Origin of the sequence: Pseudomonas sp. OTU5201, from assembly GCF_038440135.1 — a bacterium.
In the GTDB taxonomy this organism is placed as follows: domain Bacteria; phylum Pseudomonadota; class Gammaproteobacteria; order Pseudomonadales; family Pseudomonadaceae; genus Metapseudomonas; species Metapseudomonas resinovorans.
The window spans coordinates 1-20,872 of sequence record NZ_JASATC010000059.1 but is presented as its reverse complement, the minus strand read 5'-3'; the positions used below and the strand labels follow the sequence as shown (position 1 = coordinate 20,872).

17 protein-coding genes are annotated in these 20,872 nt (G+C 63.6%); 9 read left to right on the top strand and 8 right to left on the bottom strand.

Features of this window, described 5'->3' with window-relative positions:
* Window position 1 precedes the first annotated feature (1 nt).
* From AAHM40_RS25030 to rhlB, 4 genes are all read left to right on the top strand, one after another.
* Window positions 2–1,903: an acyl-CoA synthetase gene (locus AAHM40_RS25030; RefSeq protein ID WP_342247101.1), complete on the top strand. Its 1,902-nt coding sequence runs from the start codon at window positions 2–4 to the stop codon at window positions 1,901–1,903.
* 313 nt (window positions 1,904–2,216) lie between these two features.
* Window positions 2,217–3,155, top strand: coding sequence for a GGDEF domain-containing protein (locus AAHM40_RS25025; RefSeq protein ID WP_342247100.1), 939 nt, complete (start codon window positions 2,217–2,219; stop codon window positions 3,153–3,155).
* Between the two features lie 175 nt (window positions 3,156–3,330).
* The gene (locus tag AAHM40_RS25020; protein ID WP_342247099.1) at window positions 3,331–4,488 is read left to right on the top strand and encodes a dipeptidase; all 1,158 of its coding nucleotides are present in this window, start codon (window positions 3,331–3,333) and stop codon (window positions 4,486–4,488) included.
* A gap of 98 nt (window positions 4,489–4,586) precedes the next feature.
* Window positions 4,587–6,062 carry an ATP-dependent RNA helicase RhlB gene (gene rhlB, locus AAHM40_RS25015; RefSeq protein ID WP_342247098.1) on the top strand — a complete coding sequence of 492 codons (1,476 nt, stop codon included), beginning with the start codon at window positions 4,587–4,589 and terminating at the stop codon, window positions 6,060–6,062.
* A 256-nt stretch (window positions 6,063–6,318) separates the two neighbouring features.
* Here the strand turns inward: rhlB and AAHM40_RS25010 are convergent, their stop codons facing one another.
* Genes AAHM40_RS25010 through AAHM40_RS24985 form a run of 6 tightly spaced genes read right to left on the bottom strand, consistent with a single transcriptional unit; the run spans window position 6,319 to window position 13,188 of the window.
* A complete protein-coding gene (locus AAHM40_RS25010) occupies window positions 6,319–7,650 on the bottom strand; it encodes a DUF58 domain-containing protein (RefSeq protein WP_342247097.1) in 1,332 nt (443 codons plus the stop codon).
* Window positions 7,647–8,672, bottom strand: a complete 1,026-nt coding sequence (locus AAHM40_RS25005; RefSeq protein ID WP_342247096.1) for an AAA family ATPase — start codon at window positions 8,670–8,672, stop codon at window positions 7,647–7,649. Before AAHM40_RS25005 ends, AAHM40_RS25010 begins: the two co-directional genes overlap by 4 nt.
* Window positions 8,669–9,910 (bottom strand): DUF4350 domain-containing protein, encoded by a 1,242-nt coding sequence (locus AAHM40_RS25000; RefSeq protein WP_342247095.1) that lies wholly within the window; start codon window positions 9,908–9,910, stop codon window positions 8,669–8,671. The genes AAHM40_RS25005 and AAHM40_RS25000 overlap by 4 nt, the downstream gene beginning before the upstream one ends.
* Window positions 9,907–11,490 (bottom strand): DUF4129 domain-containing protein, encoded by a 1,584-nt coding sequence (locus tag AAHM40_RS24995; protein ID WP_342247094.1) that lies wholly within the window; start codon window positions 11,488–11,490, stop codon window positions 9,907–9,909. Before AAHM40_RS24995 ends, AAHM40_RS25000 begins: the two co-directional genes overlap by 4 nt.
* The gene (locus AAHM40_RS24990; RefSeq protein WP_342247093.1) at window positions 11,477–12,457 is read right to left on the bottom strand and encodes a stage II sporulation protein M; all 981 of its coding nucleotides are present in this window, start codon (window positions 12,455–12,457) and stop codon (window positions 11,477–11,479) included. The genes AAHM40_RS24995 and AAHM40_RS24990 overlap by 14 nt, the downstream gene beginning before the upstream one ends.
* Entirely contained in the window at window positions 12,454–13,188 is a 735-nt protein-coding gene (locus tag AAHM40_RS24985; RefSeq protein ID WP_342247092.1) for an RDD family protein, read from the bottom strand. Before AAHM40_RS24985 ends, AAHM40_RS24990 begins: the two co-directional genes overlap by 4 nt.
* Window positions 13,189–13,509: 321 nt before the next feature.
* Here AAHM40_RS24985 and sbcB point away from each other — a divergent pair, with 321 nt between their 5' ends.
* On the top strand, window positions 13,510–14,940 hold the full coding sequence (gene sbcB, locus AAHM40_RS24980; protein WP_342247091.1) for an exodeoxyribonuclease I: 1,431 nt from the start codon (window positions 13,510–13,512) through the stop codon (window positions 14,938–14,940).
* 83 nt (window positions 14,941–15,023) lie between these two features.
* Here the strand turns inward: sbcB and mvaT are convergent, their stop codons facing one another.
* On the bottom strand, window positions 15,024–15,404 hold the full coding sequence (gene mvaT, locus AAHM40_RS24975) for a histone-like nucleoid-structuring protein MvaT (RefSeq protein ID WP_342247090.1): 381 nt from the start codon (window positions 15,402–15,404) through the stop codon (window positions 15,024–15,026).
* Between the two features lie 325 nt (window positions 15,405–15,729).
* Between mvaT and purU the strand changes: the two genes are divergently transcribed.
* From purU to AAHM40_RS24960, 3 genes are read left to right on the top strand one after another with little or no spacing between them, the layout of a single operon-like run.
* On the top strand, window positions 15,730–16,581 hold the full coding sequence (gene purU, locus AAHM40_RS24970; protein ID WP_342247089.1) for a formyltetrahydrofolate deformylase: 852 nt from the start codon (window positions 15,730–15,732) through the stop codon (window positions 16,579–16,581).
* A 48-nt stretch (window positions 16,582–16,629) separates the two neighbouring features.
* Window positions 16,630–17,055 carry a CBS domain-containing protein gene (locus AAHM40_RS24965; protein WP_280285902.1) on the top strand — a complete coding sequence of 142 codons (426 nt, stop codon included), beginning with the start codon at window positions 16,630–16,632 and terminating at the stop codon, window positions 17,053–17,055.
* Between the two features lie 9 nt (window positions 17,056–17,064).
* The gene (locus tag AAHM40_RS24960; RefSeq protein ID WP_342247088.1) at window positions 17,065–17,238 is read left to right on the top strand and encodes a hypothetical protein; all 174 of its coding nucleotides are present in this window, start codon (window positions 17,065–17,067) and stop codon (window positions 17,236–17,238) included.
* Between the two features lie 35 nt (window positions 17,239–17,273).
* On the opposite strand, the gene AAHM40_RS24955 is transcribed toward AAHM40_RS24960, so the two are convergent.
* Window positions 17,274–19,151 (bottom strand): methyl-accepting chemotaxis protein, encoded by a 1,878-nt coding sequence (locus AAHM40_RS24955; protein ID WP_342247087.1) that lies wholly within the window; start codon window positions 19,149–19,151, stop codon window positions 17,274–17,276.
* 124 nt (window positions 19,152–19,275) lie between these two features.
* On the opposite strand from AAHM40_RS24955, the gene AAHM40_RS24950 reads away from it, so the two are divergent.
* Window positions 19,276–20,769 carry a helicase HerA-like domain-containing protein gene (locus AAHM40_RS24950; RefSeq protein WP_342247086.1) on the top strand — a complete coding sequence of 498 codons (1,494 nt, stop codon included), beginning with the start codon at window positions 19,276–19,278 and terminating at the stop codon, window positions 20,767–20,769.
* Window positions 20,770–20,872: the final 103 nt, after the last annotated feature.

Genomic DNA, 20,872 nt, shown 5'->3' with positions numbered 1-20,872 from the left:
CATGGCCCAGACCTCCGCTCCGCCCATCGCCAACCTGCGCGATGTAGAAGAAATCGAACGCCTTTCGCTGGAAGAACGCGGCATGCCGGACAGCACCTACGAGCTGATCCGTCGCAGTGCCGAACGCCACCCGCACAAACGCGCTATGACCTTCCTGCTACAGGGCGACGCCGAGGAAGCGCCCTTCGAGATGACCTATGCGGAACTGCTGGCGCGGGTCACCCAGGCGGCCAACGCCTTCCACCATCTGGGCGTGCGGCCGGGCAAGGCGGTGTCGTTCCTGTTGCCGAACCTGCCGCACGCCCACTTCACCATTTGGGGCGGTGAAGCGGCCGGTGTGGTCAACGCCATCAACCCGCTGCTGGAGCCCGAGCACATCGCCGAGCTGATCCATGCCGCCGACTCCAAGGTGCTGGTGACCCTGGCTCCGTTCCCGGGAACCGATCTCTGGGACAAGGTTGCAGGGCTGCGCGAGCGCCTGCCGGAGCTGGAGGCAATTGTCACCGTCGACCTCGCCAACCTGCTGCCGGAACCTCAACGCAGTGCAATCAAGGCTCAGCGCGGCCCGCTGCCGGACGGCGTGCTGGACTTCGACGAGTTGCTCGACCGCTTCCCGGCCGATCATTTGCAAAGCGGTCGGGTAATCGCGCCGGACGACGTCGCCTCCTACTTCCATACCGGCGGCACCACCGGTACACCCAAGCTGGCGCCCCATAGTCATCGCAACGAAGTGGCGATGGCGATGATCCTGGCCTACGCCATCAACTTGGGGGAGGGCGACAACACCCTCTGTGGCTTGCCGCTGTTCCACGTCAATGGCGTGATGGTCACTGGCCTCGCACCGTTCTTCGCCGGAGCCGAGATCCTCATCGCCACGCCCCAGGGTTATCGCAACCCGCGGCTGATCCAGAACTTCTGGAAGGTCATCGAGCGCTACCGGGTGAGCTTCTTCAGCGGCGTACCGACTATCTATGCGGGTCTCTTGCAGGTGCCCAGCGAGGGGCATGACCTGTCCAGCCTGCGTTATGCGCTGTGCGGTGCAGCGCCGATGCCGGTGGAGCTGATCCGCCAGTTCGAGGCCAAGACCGGCCTCAAGCTGATCGAAGGCTACGGCCTGACCGAAGCCACCTGCGGCACCTGTGGCAACCCTGCCCATGGCGAACGCCGGCCAGGCTCCATCGGCATGCGCATGCCGTACTGCCAAGTGAAGGTGGTGGTGCTGGACGAGCAGGGCAGCTATCTGCGAGATGCCGCGACTGACGAGATCGGCAACCTCTGCGTGCGTGGCGTGACCGTGTTCAAGGGCTACCTGCAGGCGAGCAAGAACAAGGATATCTGGGTCGATGGCGACTGGTTCAATACCGGCGACCTCGGCCGCATGGACGCCGATGGCTATATCTGGCTCACCGGCCGCAGCAAGGATCTGATCATTCGCGGCGGTCACAACATCGATCCGCAGATGATCGAAGAAGCCTTGCATCGACATCCGGCGGTGGCCATGGCTGCCGCCGTCGGCAAGCCGGACGACAAGGTCGGTGAACTGCCAGTCGCCTATGTGCAGCTAAAGCCCGGCACCAGTGCCAGCGAAGCCGAGCTACTGGCACACGCGGCGCAGCATGTGCCCGAGCGTGCAGCAGTGCCCAAGGATGTCTGGATTGTCGACGCCATTCCGGTCACCGCCGTGGGCAAGACTTTCAAGCCGACGCTGCGTTTCGACGCCACCCGTCGAGTGCTGGAAGAGGTGCTGGGCGAAATCGCCCCGGGCGTTCGGGTTGAGGTGGTGAACGATGATCGCCACGGGCAGATCGCCGAGATCCACGTGCCGAATCTGGATTCGCAACTCCGGGAGCGGCTGGAGGCCCGCATGGCTGGCTTTTCGGTGAAGTTCCGGCTGATGGCCTGAAGCCATCTATACTGACTGGCAACAGGCCGCCTTCCAGGGCGGCCTGTTGCGCTCCAAGTACCTGAATCGAGCAACTCGCACCGGATGCGCCACGCCTCCGGCTTTTGTGTGCGTGCAGAAATATGTTGCGAAATTGTGGCGAATATCAGGAATTGTCGCGTTCCTTACCGATATGGCGCCGTTTGTCGGCCCAACTTTTGGCGGGCATTGCCAGCAAAAAAGTGCGGGAATACTGTCGCGTGGAGTTAACACCTAAGACAGGGATCGCTAGCGGGGCCGTCCGCTTCGACTGCCATCCGAGGCTGTTGCAGCTATGAAGCATGTTCACTGGCAAGAAGACTTACACCTGCTGAGCCGACTGCGCCTGTTCCAGAACGTCGCTGCGAAAAGTCTCGAGCAGCTACTGAAGGAATTCCGCGCCTGCGACCTGGAGGCGGGGGAAGTGGTGCTGTCTCCTTTCAACCGCAACCAGTACCTCTACCTGGTGGTGAGTGGCCGGCTGAAGGTTTACCTAGGCTCCCTGGACAACAACCCGGTGAGCAACATTGAACCGGGCGAATGTGCCGGTGAGATCAGCTTCATCGACAACGACCATCCTTCGGCTTACGTGGTGGCCTGCGAGCCCACCACCGCGCTGCGACTGCATCGGCAATCCCTGGCCAGTCTGTTCCAGCAGTCACCGCAGTTGATGCAGAACCTGCTGGAAGTGCTTTGCGACCGTGTGCGCCGGGGCAACCGGATCATTCTCGATACCGAGCAGAACGCCAAGATCGATACCCTCACTGGACTGTTCAATCGTCGCTGGCTTGAACAGATCTATCAGCGTGAAAGCACCCGTTGCGCGTTCAACGAGCAACCGCTGTCGATGCTCATGCTCGATGTAGACCACTTCAAGGCCTACAACGACCGCCATGGCCATCTGGCCGGCGACTACGCGCTCTGCCTGGTGTCCCACACCTTGCGCAGCCAACTGCGCCCCAAGGACAGCATGGCGCGTTACGGGGGGGAGGAGTTCGTCATCCTGCTGCCGGAAATGAGCTGCGAAGAGGCCCGCACCATCGGTGAGCGGCTGCGTTCCAGCCTGGAGCAGATTCCTTCCTTCTATTCACCACTGGGGGTGCTGCCCGGCGTGACGGTCTCCATCGGCCTGGCCGAAATGCGCCAGCCGGACAGCTTGCAGGGCTTGATCGCCCGAGCCGACACGGCGCTCTACCGGGCCAAGCAGGATGGAAGAAACCGCCTGAACGGTTAGTAACCCCGGCAGTTGCAGCGGCGAATTCATTCGCCAGGCAGTCTCCCCGAGCAGCCGTGCTGCCTCACGCGAATGAGTTCGCGGCCCCAAAAGAGCATTTGCCTACATTTCCGCTTCGTTCAAACGTCTGTTTGCTAGAGTCCGTTCACTACAACAGACAGCCGGGAAGCTGGACATGCGCAAACTTCTGATCGCTTTGCTACTGCTGGTGGCCGTTGGCCTGGGGATATTCTTCTACCTGCCGGGGTTCCTCGACCGTGAGATGAACACGGTGGCCGCACCGCCGCCCTATCACGCCTCGGTCGAGGCCGAGAGCCTGCACAAGACCTTGTTCGTCGCGGACCTGCACGACGACGCCCTGCTGTGGAACCGCAACCTGCTGGAGCGCCATGACTTCGGCCACAGCGACCTGCCGCGCCTGCTCGAAGGCCATGTCGGCCTGCAGGTGTTCTCCACCGTCACCAAGACCCCGCGTGGCCTCAACTACGAGCGCAATGGTTCGGACACCGACAACATCACCCTGTTGGTCATGGCCCAGCGCTGGCCCCATGCGACCTGGACCAGCCTGCTTGAACGCGCCCTCTATCAAGGCAGGAAGCTCGAGGAAGCCGCCGCCGGCAGCCAGGGCAAGCTAACCCTGGTGCGCAGCCGCGATGATTTCGCCAAGTACCTCGCAGCCTGGGAGAAGGACCCGAACCAGGTTGCCGCCATCCTCGCTACCGAGGGCCTGCACCCGCTGGAAGGCAAGCTGGAGAACGTTGACCGGATGTACGACGCGGGTTTCCGCATCATGGGGCTGACCCATTTCTTCGATAACGAAGTAGGCGGCTCTGCCCACGGCCTGGATAAGGGCGGCCTGACGCCCTTCGGTCGTCGGGTGATTGCCCACCTGGAAGAGAAGAAGATGCTGGTGGACCTTGCCCACGCCTCACGCGCACTGATCGACGATGTGCTGAGCATGGCCGAGCGTCCGGTGCTGGTCTCCCACACCGGCGTCGAGGGGACCTGCCCGGGCACCCGCAACGTGAGCGATACCCATATCCAGCGGATTGCCGCCACCGGCGGGGTCATCGGCATCGGCTACTGGGACACCGCCGTTTGTGAAACCTCGGTCAAGGCCATCGTCAAAGCCATCCGCTACGTCGCCGACAAGGTGGGTGTGGCCCATGTGGCGCTGGGTTCTGACTTCGATGGCGCGGTCCATACACCTTTCGACACCAGCGGATTGGCGCAATTGACCCAGGGGCTCAAGGAGGCCGGTTTCAACGAGGCGGAGATCGCCGCCATCATGGGCGGAAATGTGCGCAGATTGCTTCTGGAGACCCTTCCTTAGTCCAAGTCAAGCCCTCGAATGCCCGCGGCTCTTCGCCCTGCGGGCATCTTGCTTTACACTGGCGGCCGTTCATTCCTTAAACAATCGACGAGACCACCGTGCTCAAAGCACTCAAGAAGATATTCAGCAAGGGCGAAGAGCCCCAATCCGGCCCCGCCCCCGTTGTACCCGCCCACGCCCATGCCGAGAAGGAAGAGCGTCCGGCCAAACCGAAGAGAGCGCCTCGCGAAGCAGGCGAAAAGGCCGAAGGCGCCAGCGAACGCCCGCCGCGTAGCGAGAAGAAGCCCCGCAGCGACAAGCCCAAATCCGACAAGCCGCGCCGCGAGCGTCCGGCCAAGGCTGCCGCCCCGGCAGACAACTGGAAGCTCGAAGACTTCGCGGTGGAGCCCCAGGAAGGCAAGACCCGTTTCCACGACTTCAACCTCGATCCGCGGCTGATGCACGCCATCCACGATCTGGGCTTCCCCTACTGCACCCCGATCCAGGCACAGGTGCTGGGCTTCACCCTCAAGGGCCAGGACGCCATTGGCCGCGCCCAGACTGGCACCGGCAAGACCGCCGCCTTCCTCATTTCCATCATCACCCAGCTGCTGCAAACCCCGCCGCCGAAAGAGCGCTACATGGGCGAGCCGCGCGCACTGATCATCGCGCCGACCCGCGAGCTGGTGGTACAGATTGCCAAGGACGCCCAGGCTCTGACCAAGCACAGCGGCCTCAGTGTGATGAGCTTCGTCGGCGGTATGGACTTCGATAAACAGCTCAAACAACTGGAATCGCGCTTCTGCGACATCCTGGTTGCCACCCCCGGCCGTCTGCTGGACTTCAACCAGCGCGGCGAAGTGCACCTGGACATGGTCGAGGTGATGGTGCTGGACGAAGCCGACCGCATGCTGGACATGGGCTTCATCCCACAGGTACGCCAGATCATCCGGCAGACCCCGTTCAAGGGAGAGCGTCAGACCCTGCTGTTCTCCGCCACCTTCACCGAAGATGTGATGAACCTGGCCAAGCAATGGACCGTCGATCCGGCCATCGTCGAGATCGAGCCGGAGAACGTCGCCAGCGAAACCGTTGAGCAGCATGTCTATGCCGTAGCCGGCAGCGACAAGTACAAGCTGCTCTACAACCTGATCGCCCAGAACGACTGGACCCGGGTAATGGTCTTCGCCAACCGCAAGGACGAAGTGCGCCGCATCGAGGAACGCCTGACCAAGGACGGCATCAGCGCCGCCCAGATGTCCGGCGACGTGCCTCAGCACAAGCGTATCAGGACCCTGGAAGGCTTCCGTGAAGGCAAGATCCGCGTGCTGGTGGCGACCGATGTCGCCGGCCGTGGGATTCACGTTGATGGCATCAGCCACGTGATCAACTTCACCCTGCCGGAAGACCCGGACGATTACGTCCACCGCATCGGCCGTACCGGCCGCGCTGGCGCCAGCGGCACCTCCATCAGCTTCGCTGGCGAGGACGACGCTTTCGCCCTGCCGCCGATCGAGGAGCTGCTGGGTCGCAAGATCAATTGCGAAATGCCCCCGACCGAACTGCTCAAACCCGTGCCGCGCAAGCATCACTGAGGTTTGGCGGAATGAGAGAAGGCGAAGCGTAGGCTTCGCCTTTTTCTTTGCGCGACGGTAAGGGGAGACCTGCGGTCCCCTTGGCGAATGAATTGGCTCTGTCTGCGTTAGCTGTTGCGAGAGATTTACCCTCTGGCCAAGAGCCTTGTAGGAGCTGGCTTGCCAGCGAAACGCCGCCATTCGCTGGCAAGCCAGCTCCTGCAGGCAATGCAGCTGCCTACAACACGTCATGCAGACATAGCCAATGAATTCGCCCCTACAGCGCCCCGGCTTTCTTCCACGCCAGGTATCGGCTCACCAGTTGCGGCCCCAGCTCGCTGGGGCGGGCGTCCAGCACGGGTACGCCGTGGGCGGCCAGGCGTTCATGGAGGCTGTTGCGGGCATTGAGATAGTCCACCGTGCCGCAATAGGCGAGGGCGTCATCGAAGCCCTGCACCGGGGTGTGGCGCAGGCTGTCGAGGACTTCCTCACGCAGGCTGACCACCAGCAGCCGGTGTTGCCGGCCGAGACGCTTCACCGCGCTGAACAGCTCGGCATCGTCTTCATCGCGCAGGTTGCTCACCAGCACCACCAGGGCGCGCCGGCGTTGGCGCGCCAGAAGCGCTTCCGCAGCGGCGCTGTAGTCGGCCGGGCGCAGCGTGCTGTCCAGGTCGTAGACGCCGTTGAGCAGCACATTCAGCTGTGCCGGGCCCTTCACCGGCGCCAAGAAGCGGTCGTGTTCCGCAGCGAAGGTGCTCAGACCCACCGCATCCCCCTGGCGCAAGGCCACGTAGCTGAGCAGCAGGCTGGCATTGAGTGCATGGTCGAAGTGGGACAGATCGCCGTCCTGGCTGCGCATACGGCGGCCACAGTCGAGGAGGAAGACGATCTGCTGGTCGCGCTCGTCCTGGTACTCGCGGGCGATGGGCGTACGCTTGCGTGCGGTGGCTTTCCAGTCGATCTGGCGCAGGGTGTCGCCGTCACGGAAATCCCGCAGCTGATGAAATTCCAGGCCAAGCCCACGGCGTGGCCGCTGGCGCACGCCCAGTTGGCTGAGCCAGTCGTCCACCGCTTTCAGCTGGGCACCGTAGAGGCGTGCGAAGTCCGGATAGACGCGCGCTTCGCCAGGGAGGTCGAGCACCCGTTTGTGGCGCCACAGGCCCAGTGGGCTGGGTAGCTGGACTTCGCAAGCCGGGAAGTGGAAGTGGCCACGTTTGAGCGGACGTACCCGGTAGCCGAACTCGGTGAGTTCACCGGGGTGCAGGGCCACCTGCTGTGGCAAGGGTTCGAACTCCATGGTCGCCGGCACCTGGTCGAAAACATCGACCATCAGGGGGCGGCCGTAGCCATGGTGCAGGGTCAGCCGGACTTCACTCCAGCGGCCCAGTGCCAGATTCCCCGGCAGTGCCCGTTCCAGGTTGGGTGGCGGCAGGCGGCGTAACCAGACGGCGTCGAGCGTGCCGAGCAGCGCCAGGGCGCAGAGCAGGCCCCACCAGAGCGGCTGCAACTGCGCCGGCAGGCCTACTCCCAGGGCTGGCAAGGCGCCGAGCAGCAGGGCCAGGCCGAAGAGCCCGGCTACCAGCGCGAGCAATGCGCGGGAAGGCTTCATAGACGCGGCGCCGGCACCTGATCGAGGAGTTGCTGGAGTACCTGGTCCACTGAGAGGCCTTCTATATCCAGTTCCGGCGAGAGGCGCACCCGGTGACGCAGCACCGCCAGGGCGCAGCCCTTGACGTCATCCGGCAACACGAAATCGCCGCCGCGCAGCAGGGCACGGGCGCGGCCGCCACGGACCAGCGCGATGGACGCACGTGGTCCGGCCCCCATCGCCAGGCCCGGCCAGCTACGCGTAGCGCGGGCCAGGCGCACTGCGTAATCGAGCACCTGGTCGTCTACCGGCAGCTCGCTGGCGATCTTCTGCAGGGCCATCACATCGCGGGCCTGGAGGAGGATGCGCAGCGGCGCCACTTCGAGCATGTCGGCGCGGGCAGAGCGGGTGACCTGGCGTACCAGGTTGAGTTCTTCGTCCGCAGCCGGGTAGTCCATGCGCAGCTTGAGCATGAATCGGTCGAGTTCGGCTTCCGGCAGGGGATAGGTACCTTCCTGTTCGATGGGGTTCTGCGTCGCCAGCACCAGGAACGGCTGTGGCACCGGCAAGGCGCGGCCTTCGAGGGTCACCTGGCGCTCCTGCATCACTTCCAGCAGGGCGGCTTGGGTCTTGGCTGGGGCGCGGTTGATCTCGTCCGCCAGCAACAGATTGGTGAACACCGGGCCTTTGCGCAGCTTGAACTGCTCGCTCTGCGTGTCGTACACGGCGTGACCGGTAACGTCGCTGGGCATCAGGTCAGGGGTGAACTGGATGCGCGAGAATTCGCCGCCGAAGCAGCGGGCCAAGGCACGCACCAGCAAGGTCTTGCCGAGCCCGGGCACGCCTTCCACCAGCACGTGACCGCCAGCCAGCAGGGCAGTGAGCACGTCTTCGATCACGGCGACCTGGCCAACCACGGCCTTCTGTAGTTCCAGGCGCAGGGCCTGGGCCAACTGGCTGGCCCGCTGGCGCTGGGTAGCGGCCGAAGGCGCGCTCGCGCCGGCAGCTTCGGATTGCGACGGGTCGGAAATCTGTTCGCTCATAGGGCATTCCTGAGGGTTTGCAGGTGGGCGACCTGGCGGATGAAGTCGGTGGCGTTGAGCCGTTGCTTGGGCAGCGGCCGCATGGCCTGGCTGATGGCGCTTGGCGGCAGGCGGGTCAGGCGGCCCAGCACCTGCCACTGCTCGGCCACGGGAAGCCGTTCGAAACCGGGGTGGCGATGCCGTGCGCGGCGCTGGATATCCCGTTGCAGGCCTTGCAGCAGGCTGGCCTGGCCGCTGCGGCGGAGCAGGAAGTCGGCGCTGCCGCGCAGGTGTTCTTCGAGTTGCCGGCGCGCCCTGTTGGCCGGTGCCTTCAGCGGGCCCTGGCGCTGGCCGACATGCCAGAGCACTAGGACGATGAGCAGCATCAGGGCCACCAGGGCTTCGGGGAAGTTCTGCCCGAGCAGGGTGCCGAGGCTGTCGCGCTCGGCGCGGTACAGCAGGGTGACGGCGCTGTCCTGCGTGAGGTACCAGAGCAGCCAGGCGTTGTCGTATTCGATGATGTCGCGGTTCTGCCAGATCCAGCCGTCGGTGAGCACCGTGATCAGTCCGTCGCCGTGGTTCAGTTGCAGCATGTGCGTGGCCTTGGCGCTGTTGGCCCATGCATGGGCTCGGTTCTGGCTGTCGTAGAGGTGGAAGTCCGGATCGAAGTTGGCGTAGGCGGGGGCCTGTTCATTTTCAAGGTAGAGCTTGGTCAGCTCGGGGAAGGGGTCTTCCTCGGCCTGGACTTGCTCGTCCTGCGTGGCCGCGGCGTCCATCGCCTGTGCCTCGGCTTCGCGCTCTTCGGGCTCCCCTGGCTCGGTGCTTTTGTCTTCATCCAGGTCCTTGGCTTCGTACTGCTGGACGCCCAGGCGGTCGGCCAACAGGTCGCCGCTCTTGCCATCCTCTTCGTCATAGAGGCGTTCGGCGATGAACAGCAGGTGGCCGCCTTTGTTCGCCCACTCCAGCAGGCGGTCGGCCTGACGAGGCGTCATGCGCGAACGACTGCCGAGCAACAGCAGACTGTGGCCCGCGCTGGGAAGGCCGTCGAGCACGTCGAGTCCGTCGGCACGGGTCACTTGCAGGCCCTGCTTGCGCAGGAAATGTTCGGCGGCGAGATAGGGATTGCCCAGCACTTCGGGTGCTGGGCCGTGTTCGACGGTGTCCTGGTAGGGCTGCAGGCGACCGGCGATGTAGATCGCCACCAGCCCAAGCAGCAGGAACAGGCCGGCACCGATGAGGAAGCGCGGACGCAGGTTCACGACACGACTCCCGTGACAAACAGACGCCGCCAACCATCGCAGAGGCCCTGGCGCAGCTCGGCGGCGGGTAGGCGGTGGCCGTAGGCGAGGTTCTGCCAGTGGCCGGTGAGGGTCTGGCTGTAGCCTTCCAGTTCGGTGTTATCCAGGCGACGTACCAGTTGCAGCACTTCACCTTCGGTGTGGGACTGCTTGAGCGGCAGGCGGAAATCGTGCAACAGGCGGCTGAGCAGGGCACGGTAGAGCAGGCCGAGGGCTTCGCGGGGCTGGCTCGCCCAGAGGCGTTCGACTTCTCCGGCGACATCATCGGGCAGGCTTTCCGGCGCCAGTTCCAGGCCGAACAGCACCGACGGCGCTTCACGTCGACGGCGCTGCGGCAGCCCCAGGCGGCTTGCGAAGGCGGCGAGCCAGTCGCGGTAGCGCCAGAGCAGCAAGCCCAACACACTGATCAGCAGACCCCAAAGCAACACTTTGATCATCAGGGCGACAGCATCCAGGCTCTTGGCGTACTCGGCCAGCTTGAACAGGTTGCGAATGAATTCAGCCCAGCCCTCCATGTCTTCAGGCTTCACATCCTGGTCGGGGCTTTCCTCGCCCAGGCGCCAGCGAGTAACGGTTTCGCGGTTCTGGAAGGGCGGGGCGTCGAGCAGTGCGGTGATGCTGTCCTTCGCCGCCTTGCCGGTCAGGGACTGGTGAGTGAGGCGTTCGGCATCGGGGCCGTCGAGGAATGCCTGAGGCGCGAGGCAAAGGGTCGGGGCATCGTCTGCCATGGCGGGTTGCGGCAATTGGGTCAACAGCAGGCCCACACCTAGCAGCAAGGCATAGGCGGTGCCGGTCAGGCGCTGGCGCAGGCGGCGGAACTGCAGCTCGATGTCCCAGCCTTCCAGGGAGGTGCGGCGGTTTAGATACAGGGTAAAGCCACAGGCAACGTACACCGGCCCCCAGACCATCAGCGCCAGGACGTAGAGGCTATTGGATAGATGCTCCAGCCAGAGCCATTCGCCGGAGGCCATTTCCAGGAGCTTCTGCCAGTCCCAGTCGATTGCCACCTGCTGGGGCAGCATCAGGTAGAGCAGTGTGACCAAGCCGAACCAGAGCGCTGACTCCAGGTGCACGCCAATCACTGTCAGCCAGGTGGCGCCGCCCGCATCGCGCTGGCCCAGTACCACCAGGCGCTGGCTGCGGGCCTGCCCGGAAAGCCCTTCCAGCTGCAGTACCGGCAAGTCGAAACTGCGGGTGGTGCTGAGGCGGCGCCAGGTGAGGCTGGCGAGCAACTGGGGCTTGAGGAGACGCGGGTAGGCGCGCAGGGCTTCCTTGAGCGTAGGCGTATCGCCGAACAGGGCGCGGGAGAGGATGTACAGCGGCAGGCGTTCGTAGGCCGGCTTGAGCAGCCAGAACAGGAAGACAGACAGCCCCGGGTAGTTCCAGCAGATCAGGGTGAGCAGGCCGAACACCGGCAAGGTGACGATGGCCCAGCTGGCCATCAGCAGGCCGGCGTGACGGCGGGCCAGCAACACGCCAAGGTCCATGGCTTCCCAGGCACTGCGCGGGCGGATGGCGACGCTGGCATCAGTCAGGCGCATGCGCCCTCCTGCCGACCAGGCCGAAGTAGAGCCCTACGAGTAGCCAGAGACCGGCGCCCACCAGGTATTTCACCTGGGGTTCTACCAGGGTCATGGAGGACCAGTAGGCTTCGACGAAGGCGGCGATCACCAGCAGCAGGATCACCCCGGCCACCAGTTGCACGCTGTGTCCGGCGGCCAGGCGCAGGGCTTCGCCACGGGGCAGGCGGCCGGGGGCGAGCAGGGCCCAGCCCAACTGCAGGCCGGCGGCACCCGCGAAGGCAATGGCGGTGAGTTCGAAGGCGCCGTGGCCGATGACGAATGACCAGAAGGTTTCACCGAAGCCGATCTGGGTCAGATGGCCGGCCACCGCGCCGATGTGCAGGCCGTTGAACAGCAGGAAGAACAGGCTGCCGACACCAAAGAGCAGGCCTCCGGCGTAAGTCTGAAAGGCGATGCCGATGTTGTTCATGATGTAGTGGCCGAACATCATCCAGTCATCCCCCGAGTCTCGTTCGCTCATGGGGCCGATGCGTCGGGCGTCAGGGTCATACATGGACTCCATCGACGACACCTGTTCCGGGTCCAGCACGCTGTAGACCAGGTCAGGCCAGTTGTGCACCAGTACGCCCATCAGCAACAGGCTCCCGTAGAACAGCAGGCTGGCGGCGGCGATGCTGCGCCATTGGTTGCGTACCAGGCGCGGGAAGCCGCCGAGAAGAAAACCCAGCAGGCGTGCGCCGAGGTGGCTGCGATGGCGGTAGAACTGCTGATGGCCGCGCATGGCCAGCTGCTGCAGGTGCTCCACCAGATGGCTGCTGTAGCCACGCTCCTGCGAGAGCGCCAGATGCTGGCAGAGCTGCCGGTAGTCGGCGGAGAAGGCCGCACAGGCCTGCGCATCGGCCTTGCCGCGTTCGAGGCGATCGAGCAATTCGGCGAAAGCTTTCCAGCTTGCCTGGTGCTGGCGTTCGAAGAGGTTCTGTTTCATGGCGAGTTCGTCCCCAACAGGCCACGGGCTATGCCGTTTATACGCGCTTGCGCCTGTTCCGGTGGCACTTCCAGCGGCTCGGCAAGGATGCCTGCGAGTTCGGCGCGACGGGCCGGCGACAGGCTGGCCTGGCGCTCGGCGAAGCTGAGCAGGGCGCGCTGGTCGGCCAGGCTCAGGGGGAAGGGCGTGCGCTCCGGCTCGGCATCCGGCAGTTCAGGACGCAGGGTCTTTTCGTCGCGGTAGACCACCAGACTGCCGGCGGCGATGTCGCCCAGGCGCTTGAAGGTCGGGTGCAGCAGGCAACTGAGCGCGCCCAGGGTGTAGGCGAAGGGCAGCATATCGACAAAACGCAGCAGGTTGCGCACCAGCGAGGCGGACCAGCCAATGGGCGTGCCGTCGTCATGCACCACCCGCAGGCCCATCACGTGCTTGCCCGGCGAGCGGCCCTGGTTGAGCACCTCGAACAGCACCATGTACCACCAGTTGAGCAGGAACAAGAGGATCAACCCGAGGCCCAAGCCGAACTGCCCGAGCAGGGCTAGGGCGATGAACAGCAGGAGCATGATGGCACCGCGGATCGCCAGGTCGATGGCATAGGCTAGCGCGCGGGGTAGCAGGCCGGCGGGACGCAGGACCAGGTCAATGCCTTCCGGTGTCTCTACCTGGTAGCGGGTGTCCAGCGGCAGGGCCTGGGGCTCGGAAGGATTGGGACTGGATCGGGTTGCGGGCATCGGCTGGGCGCCAAGGGGAAAGCCCGATGCTAGCGACCGGCCGGTATCCAGGCAACCTGGCAGGAAGGACTCAGCCTGCATGCTGTGAAGGGTGTGGGATATTCGACGAGGCAAAGTGCGCGTAGGCGCGCGCGCGAGGTGCGGAAGGCACAGGCATGGGGGCAGTCCTTGTCGGGGGTCGATCATCCAGTGGCGGCGATTCTAGGCCCGCCATATTCCGGCCAGCAAGCGGGTTGATGGCGAAGTTTCCCAGCCTGTTCGGCTCCATTGCCTGGTCTGCCCCGGTGTTAGACTGACCCGCTCACGAACAAGGGGGACGCCGTGACATCCAGCATCTTCTGGCACGACTACGAAACCACCGGTATCAACCCGCGCTGTGACCGTCCGCTGCAGGTTGCCGGCATTCGCACGGACGAGGCGCTCAACGAGATCGGTGGGCCGATCAACCTCTACTGCAAGCCCAGCGACGACATCCTGCCTCATCCGGCCGCTTGCCTGGTCACGGGCATCCTGCCCGGTACCCTGGCGGAGAAGGGGCTGGGTGAAGCCGAGTTCATGCATCGGGTACATGCCGAACTGGCGTTACCAGGCACCTGTGGCGCCGGCTACAACACCTTGCGCTTCGACGATGAGGTCACTCGCTACAGCCTCTACCGCAATTTCTACGACCCCTATGCCCGCGAATGGCAAGGCGGAAACAGTCGCTGGGACCTGATTGATGTGGTTCGCACTGCCTATGCGTTGCGTCCCGACGGTATCGAGTGGCCTCAGCAGGATGGCCGTGTCAGCCTGCGCCTGGAGTTGCTCACCGCCGCCAACGGTATCGATCACGGCCAGGCTCACGATGCGCTGTCCGATGTGCGTGCGACCATCGCCCTGGCGCGTCTGCTGCGTGAGCGTCAGCCGAGGTTGTTCGACTATCTCTATCAGCTGCGCAGCAAGCACAAGGTGCAGGAGCAGGTGCGCCTGTTGCAGCCGCTGGTGCATATCTCAGGGCGCTTTGCCGGCGAACGCCATTACCTGGCGGTCGTGCTGCCGCTGGCCTGGCATCCGCGCAACCGCAATGCATTGATCGTGGTGGACCTGCAATCAGATCCGGCGCCGCTGCTGGAGCTCGACGGGGAGGCTCTGCAAAAGCGTCTCTACACCCGACGTGACGCGTTGGCGGAAGGTGAGTTGCCGGTGCCGCTGAAGCTGCTGCATATCAACCGTTGTCCGGTGGTAGCACCGCTGGCAGTGTTGCGAGAAATCGATCGCCAGCGCCTGGGCGTCGACCTGGAACTCTGCCAGCGTCGTGCCGCGCAGCTCATCGAGCTGGCCGCCATCTGGCAAGAGAAGTTGCCGGTTATTTATGCGGAGGAGGAATTCACTTCGCTGGATGATCCCGAGCAGCAGTTGTACGGCGGATTTCTCGGCGACCGGGATCGTCGTCTCTGCGAACAAGTAAGGCGTGCCGATCCGCAGCAATTGTCCCGGGAAAATTGGCCGTTCGACGACACGCGCCTGCCGGAGTTGCTGTTCCGTTACCGTGCGAGAAACTTTCCTGAAACTTTGTCGGAAACCGATCGGTGGCGCTGGGAGGAGTTCTGCAGGAATCGGCTGAAGAGCCCGGAATTCGGGGCGCCAAATACCCTCGAGAGTTTTTTTGCGGCGCTGGATGAGTTCCAGGCCAAAGCCGATCCGGCGCAACAGACGGTGTTGCTGGAGTGGCGCCGATATGCCCGGGAACTGGGTCATCGCTATCGGTTGTGATAACCACCCCCGGAACTTTCCGGGGTTTACCTTCGCCATAAAAAAACGCCAGCGGATGCTGGCGTTCTTTATTGCCGAGGGGCTTAGCCCAGGATGGTGGCCCATCCTTCAACGGCGTCGGCGCCCCACTTGGCTTTCCACTCTTTCAGAGTCTTGTGGTTGCCGCCTTTGGTTTCGATGACTTCACCCGTGTGCGGGTTCTTGTACTGCTTGACCTTGCGGGCGCGCTTGCTGCCAGTAGCACCGGCCTTTGCGGCGCGCGGAGCCTTGCTGGAGCGGGCATCCGGATCGAGCAGGGCAATGATGTCGCGCAGGGATTTCTGATATTCACCCATCAGCGTGCGCAGTTTGCCTTCGAACTCCAGTTCTTTCTTCAGCTTGTCGTCCTGGGACAGGTTCTTCAGGCGCTCTTGGAGCTCCTTGATGGCTTCTTCCGTAGCCCGGTATTCGTTGATCAGCGACATGTCGGCGTCCCTTGTTGGAATCGTACGTTGACTTGCGATTGCGAAGTGTCAGCAATAATAGACAGCGATTATCTGTAAGTAAATAAGCAGGAAAACTTTTGTACGCATTGTTGGCGGCTTCTTCTTTGATACTAGTCCCACTGCCGTTCTAATGCGTAATTGTGCTTCGGATACTCGCTATATCACCGGCGGATGGTGCCCTTTAGTTGTGCGCTGTGTGTTGTTCCGCGATCAGCAGAATCCCCTTCAAAGCACGCGGTTACTGAAGTTTCCGCGCGCAGTAGCTAGAATGGCCGCCTTTGCGAAGTCTCTGGAGTGTTCCCTCATGCGCACATTTCGTCTGGTGATTGCCTGTCCGGACGGCGTCGGTATCGTAGCCAAGGTCAGTAACTTCCTGGCTACCTACAACGGCTGGATCACCGAGGCCAGCCATCATTCGGATAATCAGAGCGGCTGGTTCTTCATGCGCCATGAAATCCGTGCCGATTCCCTGCCTTTCGATCTGAACGGTTTCCGCCAGGCGTTCGCGCCGATCGCCCGTGAGTTCGCCATGGACTGGCGGGTGACCGATTCCGAAGTGAGAAAGCGTGTCGTGCTGATGGCCAGCCGTGAGTCCCACTGCCTGGCCGATCTGCTGCACCGCTGGCATAGCGGCGAGCTGGATTGCGAGATCCCCTGCGTGATCTCCAACCATGACGACCTGCGAAGCATGGTGGAGTGGCATGGCATTCCCTACGTCCACGTCCCGGTGGATCCGAAGAACAAGCAGCCGGCCTTCGACGAGGTTTCCCGGCTGGTGGAAGAGCACCGCGCTGATACCGTGGTGCTCGCCCGTTACATGCAGATCCTCCCGCCGGAGCTGTGCCAGCGATACGCCCATCAGGTGATCAACATCCACCACAGCTTCCTGCCGTCCTTTGTTGGCGCCAAGCCCTACCACCAGGCGTCGTTACGCGGCGTGAAGTTGATCGGCGCAACGTGCCACTACGTCACCGAGGAGCTGGATGCCGGCCCCATCATCGAGCAGGACGTGGTGCGCGTAACCCACCGCGACAGCGTCGAGGACATGGTTCGACTCGGCAAGGACGTGGAGAAGATGGTCCTGTCCCGTGGGCTACGCTATCACCTTGAAGACCGGGTGTTGGTGCACGACAACAAGACCGTCGTGTTCGACTGATCCCATCGGCGGGCACCGCTCCGGTCAACTGGAACAGGAGCCCGCCCCATGCTCAGATCCATCAAGGTGCGCGACTACATGGCTCGCCACCTGGTGACCTTCAGGTCCGACACTGACCTCTTCCTGGCCATTGAACGCCTGCTGGAGCATCACATTCCCGCTGCCCCGGTGGTGGATTCCCAGGGCCATCTGATTGGCATGATCTCGGAGGGCGATTGCCTGCGCGGCATTCTTTCCGGGGCCTATTACGAGGCCATCGGCGGCAACGTCAGCGGCTATATGTCCACCCAGGTGGAAACCATTTCTCCAGAAGCCGATATCATCGATGTTTGCCAGCGCTTCCTGCGTGACAAACGCCGTTGCTTCCCTGTGGTGGAGGAGGGGGTGCTGGTTGGCCAGATCAGTCGCCGCGATGTGCTGCGCGCCGTAAAAGCCTTTGCCCAGCACGATTCCGGGCAACCGCCGGAAGTCTGAGGAACGCCCATGACCGATCCACGCGACCGCGCTACCTCCACACCGCCGCCCACGTTGGGTGAAGGCTGCGTACGGCGTTATGACCCGGATGAGCTGAGTGAGGACAACGGCACCGAGTTTCCCGGGGCTGCCGAGCTGTGGCGAAAGGTGCAGGAAGAGGAAGAAGAGAAGAAGGCGCCTTAGGCGCCTTCTCTTTATTGGGATGGCAGCGCGTTGATCTAGATCCGGAAACTCCCCACCAGATGCTGCAAGCGTGCTGCCTGCTGATCGAGATCGGCACAGGCGCGCAGGGTGGCCTGGAGGTTTTCCACGCCTTCCTGGTTGAGGGTGTTGATCTCGGTGATGTCCATGTTCAGCGAGTCGACCACGGCAGTCTGTTCCTCGGTGGCGGTGGCCACCGACTGGTTCATGCCGTCGATCTCGCCGATGCGCTGGGTCACACTGCCCAGACGCTGGCCGGCCTGGTTGGCGATCTCCACGCTCTGCTCGCTGTAGCGCTGGCTTTCGGTCATGGTACTGACCGCCTCGCGGGCGCCGACCTGCAGCTCCTCGATCATCTGCTGGATTTCCTGGGCCGACTCCTGGGTACGGTGGGCCAGGTTGCGCACTTCATCCGCTACCACCGCGAAACCACGGCCGGCCTCACCGGCGCGGGCGGCCTCAATGGCAGCGTTGAGCGCCAGCAGGTTGGTCTGTTCGGAGATGCCTTTGATCACTTCGAGGATCTGGCCGATGTTCACCGTTTTGCTGTTCAGGGTCTCGATGTTGCCGCAGGACGCGCGGATCTTACCGGACAACTCGTTCATCGCCTGAATGGTGCGCTCGACCACCTGACGGCCGTCTTCGGCCAGGGTGCGCGCCGAGGAAGCCTGGTGCGAGGCGTCGGCGGCGTTGCGGGCGATTTCCTGGGCGGCAGCGCCCAGTTCGTTGATCGCAGCAGCGACGCTGTTGGTGCGGTTGGCCTGTTCGTCGGAGTTGCTCATGGACGAGTTGGAGGCGTTGAGCACCAGCTTGGCCACCTGGTTCACGTGGTTGGTGGCCGAAGACACTTCACGGAGGGAGCCGTGGATACGCTCGACGAAGCGGTTGAAGGCACTGGCCAGTTCACCGAACTCGTCCTGCGCGTGAATCGCCAGACGGCGAGTCAGGTCGCCTTCACCCTGGGCGATGTCCTGCATGGCGCGACCCATGATGTGCAGCGGCTGCATCAGTACCCGGATCAACATGCCCAGCAACAGGATGATGATCACCACGGCAATCGCCGTCGCGATGATGGCCGAGGCGCGGAACTCGCTGAGCATGCCGAAGGCCTTGTCCTTGTCCACCGACACGCCGATGTACCAGTTCACCGAAGGCAGGCCCTTGACCGGGGCGAACGTCAGGATGCGGGTGACGCCGTCCACCCCCACTTCGCTGAAGCCGGCATTGATGGCCGGTGTGTTCTGCGGATAAATGTCCCGCAGATTCTTCATCACCATGTCCTTGTTCGGGTGCACCAGCACCTTGCCGTCTGCGCTCACCAGGAAGGCATAGCCCATGCCGTCGAAGTCCAGGGCGTTGATGATCTGCACCAGGGTTTGCAGGCTCAGGTCACCGCCGGCCACGCCAAGGGACTGCACCGGCGTGGCGATGGTCATGATCAGTTGGCCGGTGGCCGCATCGACATAGGGTTCGGTGAGGGTGGTGCCGCCGGCGCTCTTGGCGCCCAGGTACCAGGGGCGGGTGCGCGGGTCGTAGCCTTCGGGCATTGCGCTGTCCGGGCGCATGGTGAATTGCCCGTCCTGGCTGCCGAAGTACGTGAAGGCGAAGGTGGAGTTCAAGGCCCGTTGTTGCAGCAAGGCCGGTACGGCGTCAGGCGAAGGGTTGGCGGCCAGGGATTCGGCCACGCTTTCCACCAGTAGAATCCGGCCCGAAAGCCAGTTCTGGATATTGCTGGCGGTGACATCGCCCATTTCCTGCAGATAGTTTTCCAGGTCGTTACGGATCGCATTCCTTTGCAAGTAATCGTTGTACAGGGTGAACAGCGAGAAAGCCGCAATTACCACCAGCGAGGCGGCAAGCAGAATCTTGTGGCTGAACCTCAGGTTTTTGATCATGTTTGCTTGCGTCCGGTTAGGTCAGGCACCAGTCTTTATGGCACGCGAGTGCAGAAAAACTGAGTAGAAACGTCGGTTTATGTATCGGCGCGAACCAATAAAAGCTTTAACCGAGGAAGGTAAGATGCCCGAGCAACGTTCCCTGATTCTTGGCGCTGACCCAGAGGGCAATGCCGTTTCCCAGGCCATGAAACTGGCCAACCGTCACGGCCTGATCGCGGGCGCCACCGGCACCGGCAAGACAGTGACCCTGCAGCGGCTGGCCGAGGTGTTCAGTGACGCCGGCGTGGCCGTGTTCGCGGCAGACATCAAGGGCGACCTCTGCGGCCTCGGCGCTCTAGGCAATCCTCAGGGCAAGGTGGCCGAACGCATCGCCTCGATGCCCTGGTTGGGACATCAGCCCCAGGCGTATCCGGTTACCCTCTGGGACGTCGCCGGGCAGTCCGGCCATCCGCTGCGCACCACGCTGAGCGAAATGGGGCCGCTGCTGCTCGGCAATCTGCTTGAGCTGAGTGACAGTCAGCAGGCCGCACTTTATGCCGCCTTCCAGGTGGCCGACCGCGAAGGTCTGCTGTTGCTCGACCTCAAGGACCTCAAGGCCCTGCTCAACCACCTCAAGGATCATCCGGAGATGCTGGGCGAGGACCGCGCCTTGTTCGCCGGCGCATCCGCTCAGGCTCTTTTGCGACGCCTGGCCACCTTGGAGCAGCAGGGTGCCGAAGCGCTGTTCGGCGAGCCCGCGCTGCAGTTGGAGGACATCCTCCAGCCCGATCGCGATGGTCGCGGACGTATCCACCTGCTGGATGCCAGCCACCTGGTCCACGAGGCGCCCAAGGTCTACGCCACTTTCCTGCTTTGGCTGCTGGCTGAACTCTTCGAGCAATTGCCCGAGCGCGGAGATGCCGACAAGCCGGTGCTGGCGCTGTTCTTCGACGAGGCCCACCTGCTGTTCGCCGATACCCCGAAAGCCTTGCAGGAGCGCCTGGAGCAGGTGGTGCGGTTGATCCGTTCCAAGGGCGTTGGCGTGTATTTCGTCACCCAGTCGCCCAGCGACTTGCCGGACGACGTACTGGCCCAGCTCGGCTTGCGCATCCAGCACGGCCTCCGTGCCTTCACGGCCAAGGAGCAGAAGTCCCTGCGCGCGGTAGCCGATGGCTTCCGCCCGAACCCGGCGTTCGACGCCCTCGGTGTGCTTACCGAGCTGGGTATCGGCGAAGCCCTGGTGGGCACGTTGGAAGAGAAGGGCACCCCGGCCATGGTCCAGCGTGTGGCGATTGCCCCGCCGCGATCGCGCATCGGTCCGCTAAGCGAAGCCGAGCGCGTTGCACTGGTGCGCGGCTCGCCCCAGGCCGGACGCTACGACAAACCCATAGACCGCGAGTCCGCCTACGAAATGCTCACCGCCCGCGCCGCCCAGGCGACTGCCGAGGCACCCGCGCCCCAGGCAGGCAAGGCTGCGGCGAACCCGCCCGGCATGGGTGATCTCGCCGGCGAACTGCTCGGCACCTTCGCCAGCCAGGCGATGAAGACGGCAGTGCGCCAGGCGGCCAACCAACTGGGCCGGCAGCTGGTGCGTGGCCTGATGGGCTCCTTGCTGGGCGGCAGTAAGCGCCGCTGAGGGGCGACTGGCGCGTACTTGTAGGGGCGATTTCAATGGATATGTCTGCATTGCGTGTTGCAGGCAGCTGTATTGCCCGTAGGAGCTGGCTTGCCAGCGAATG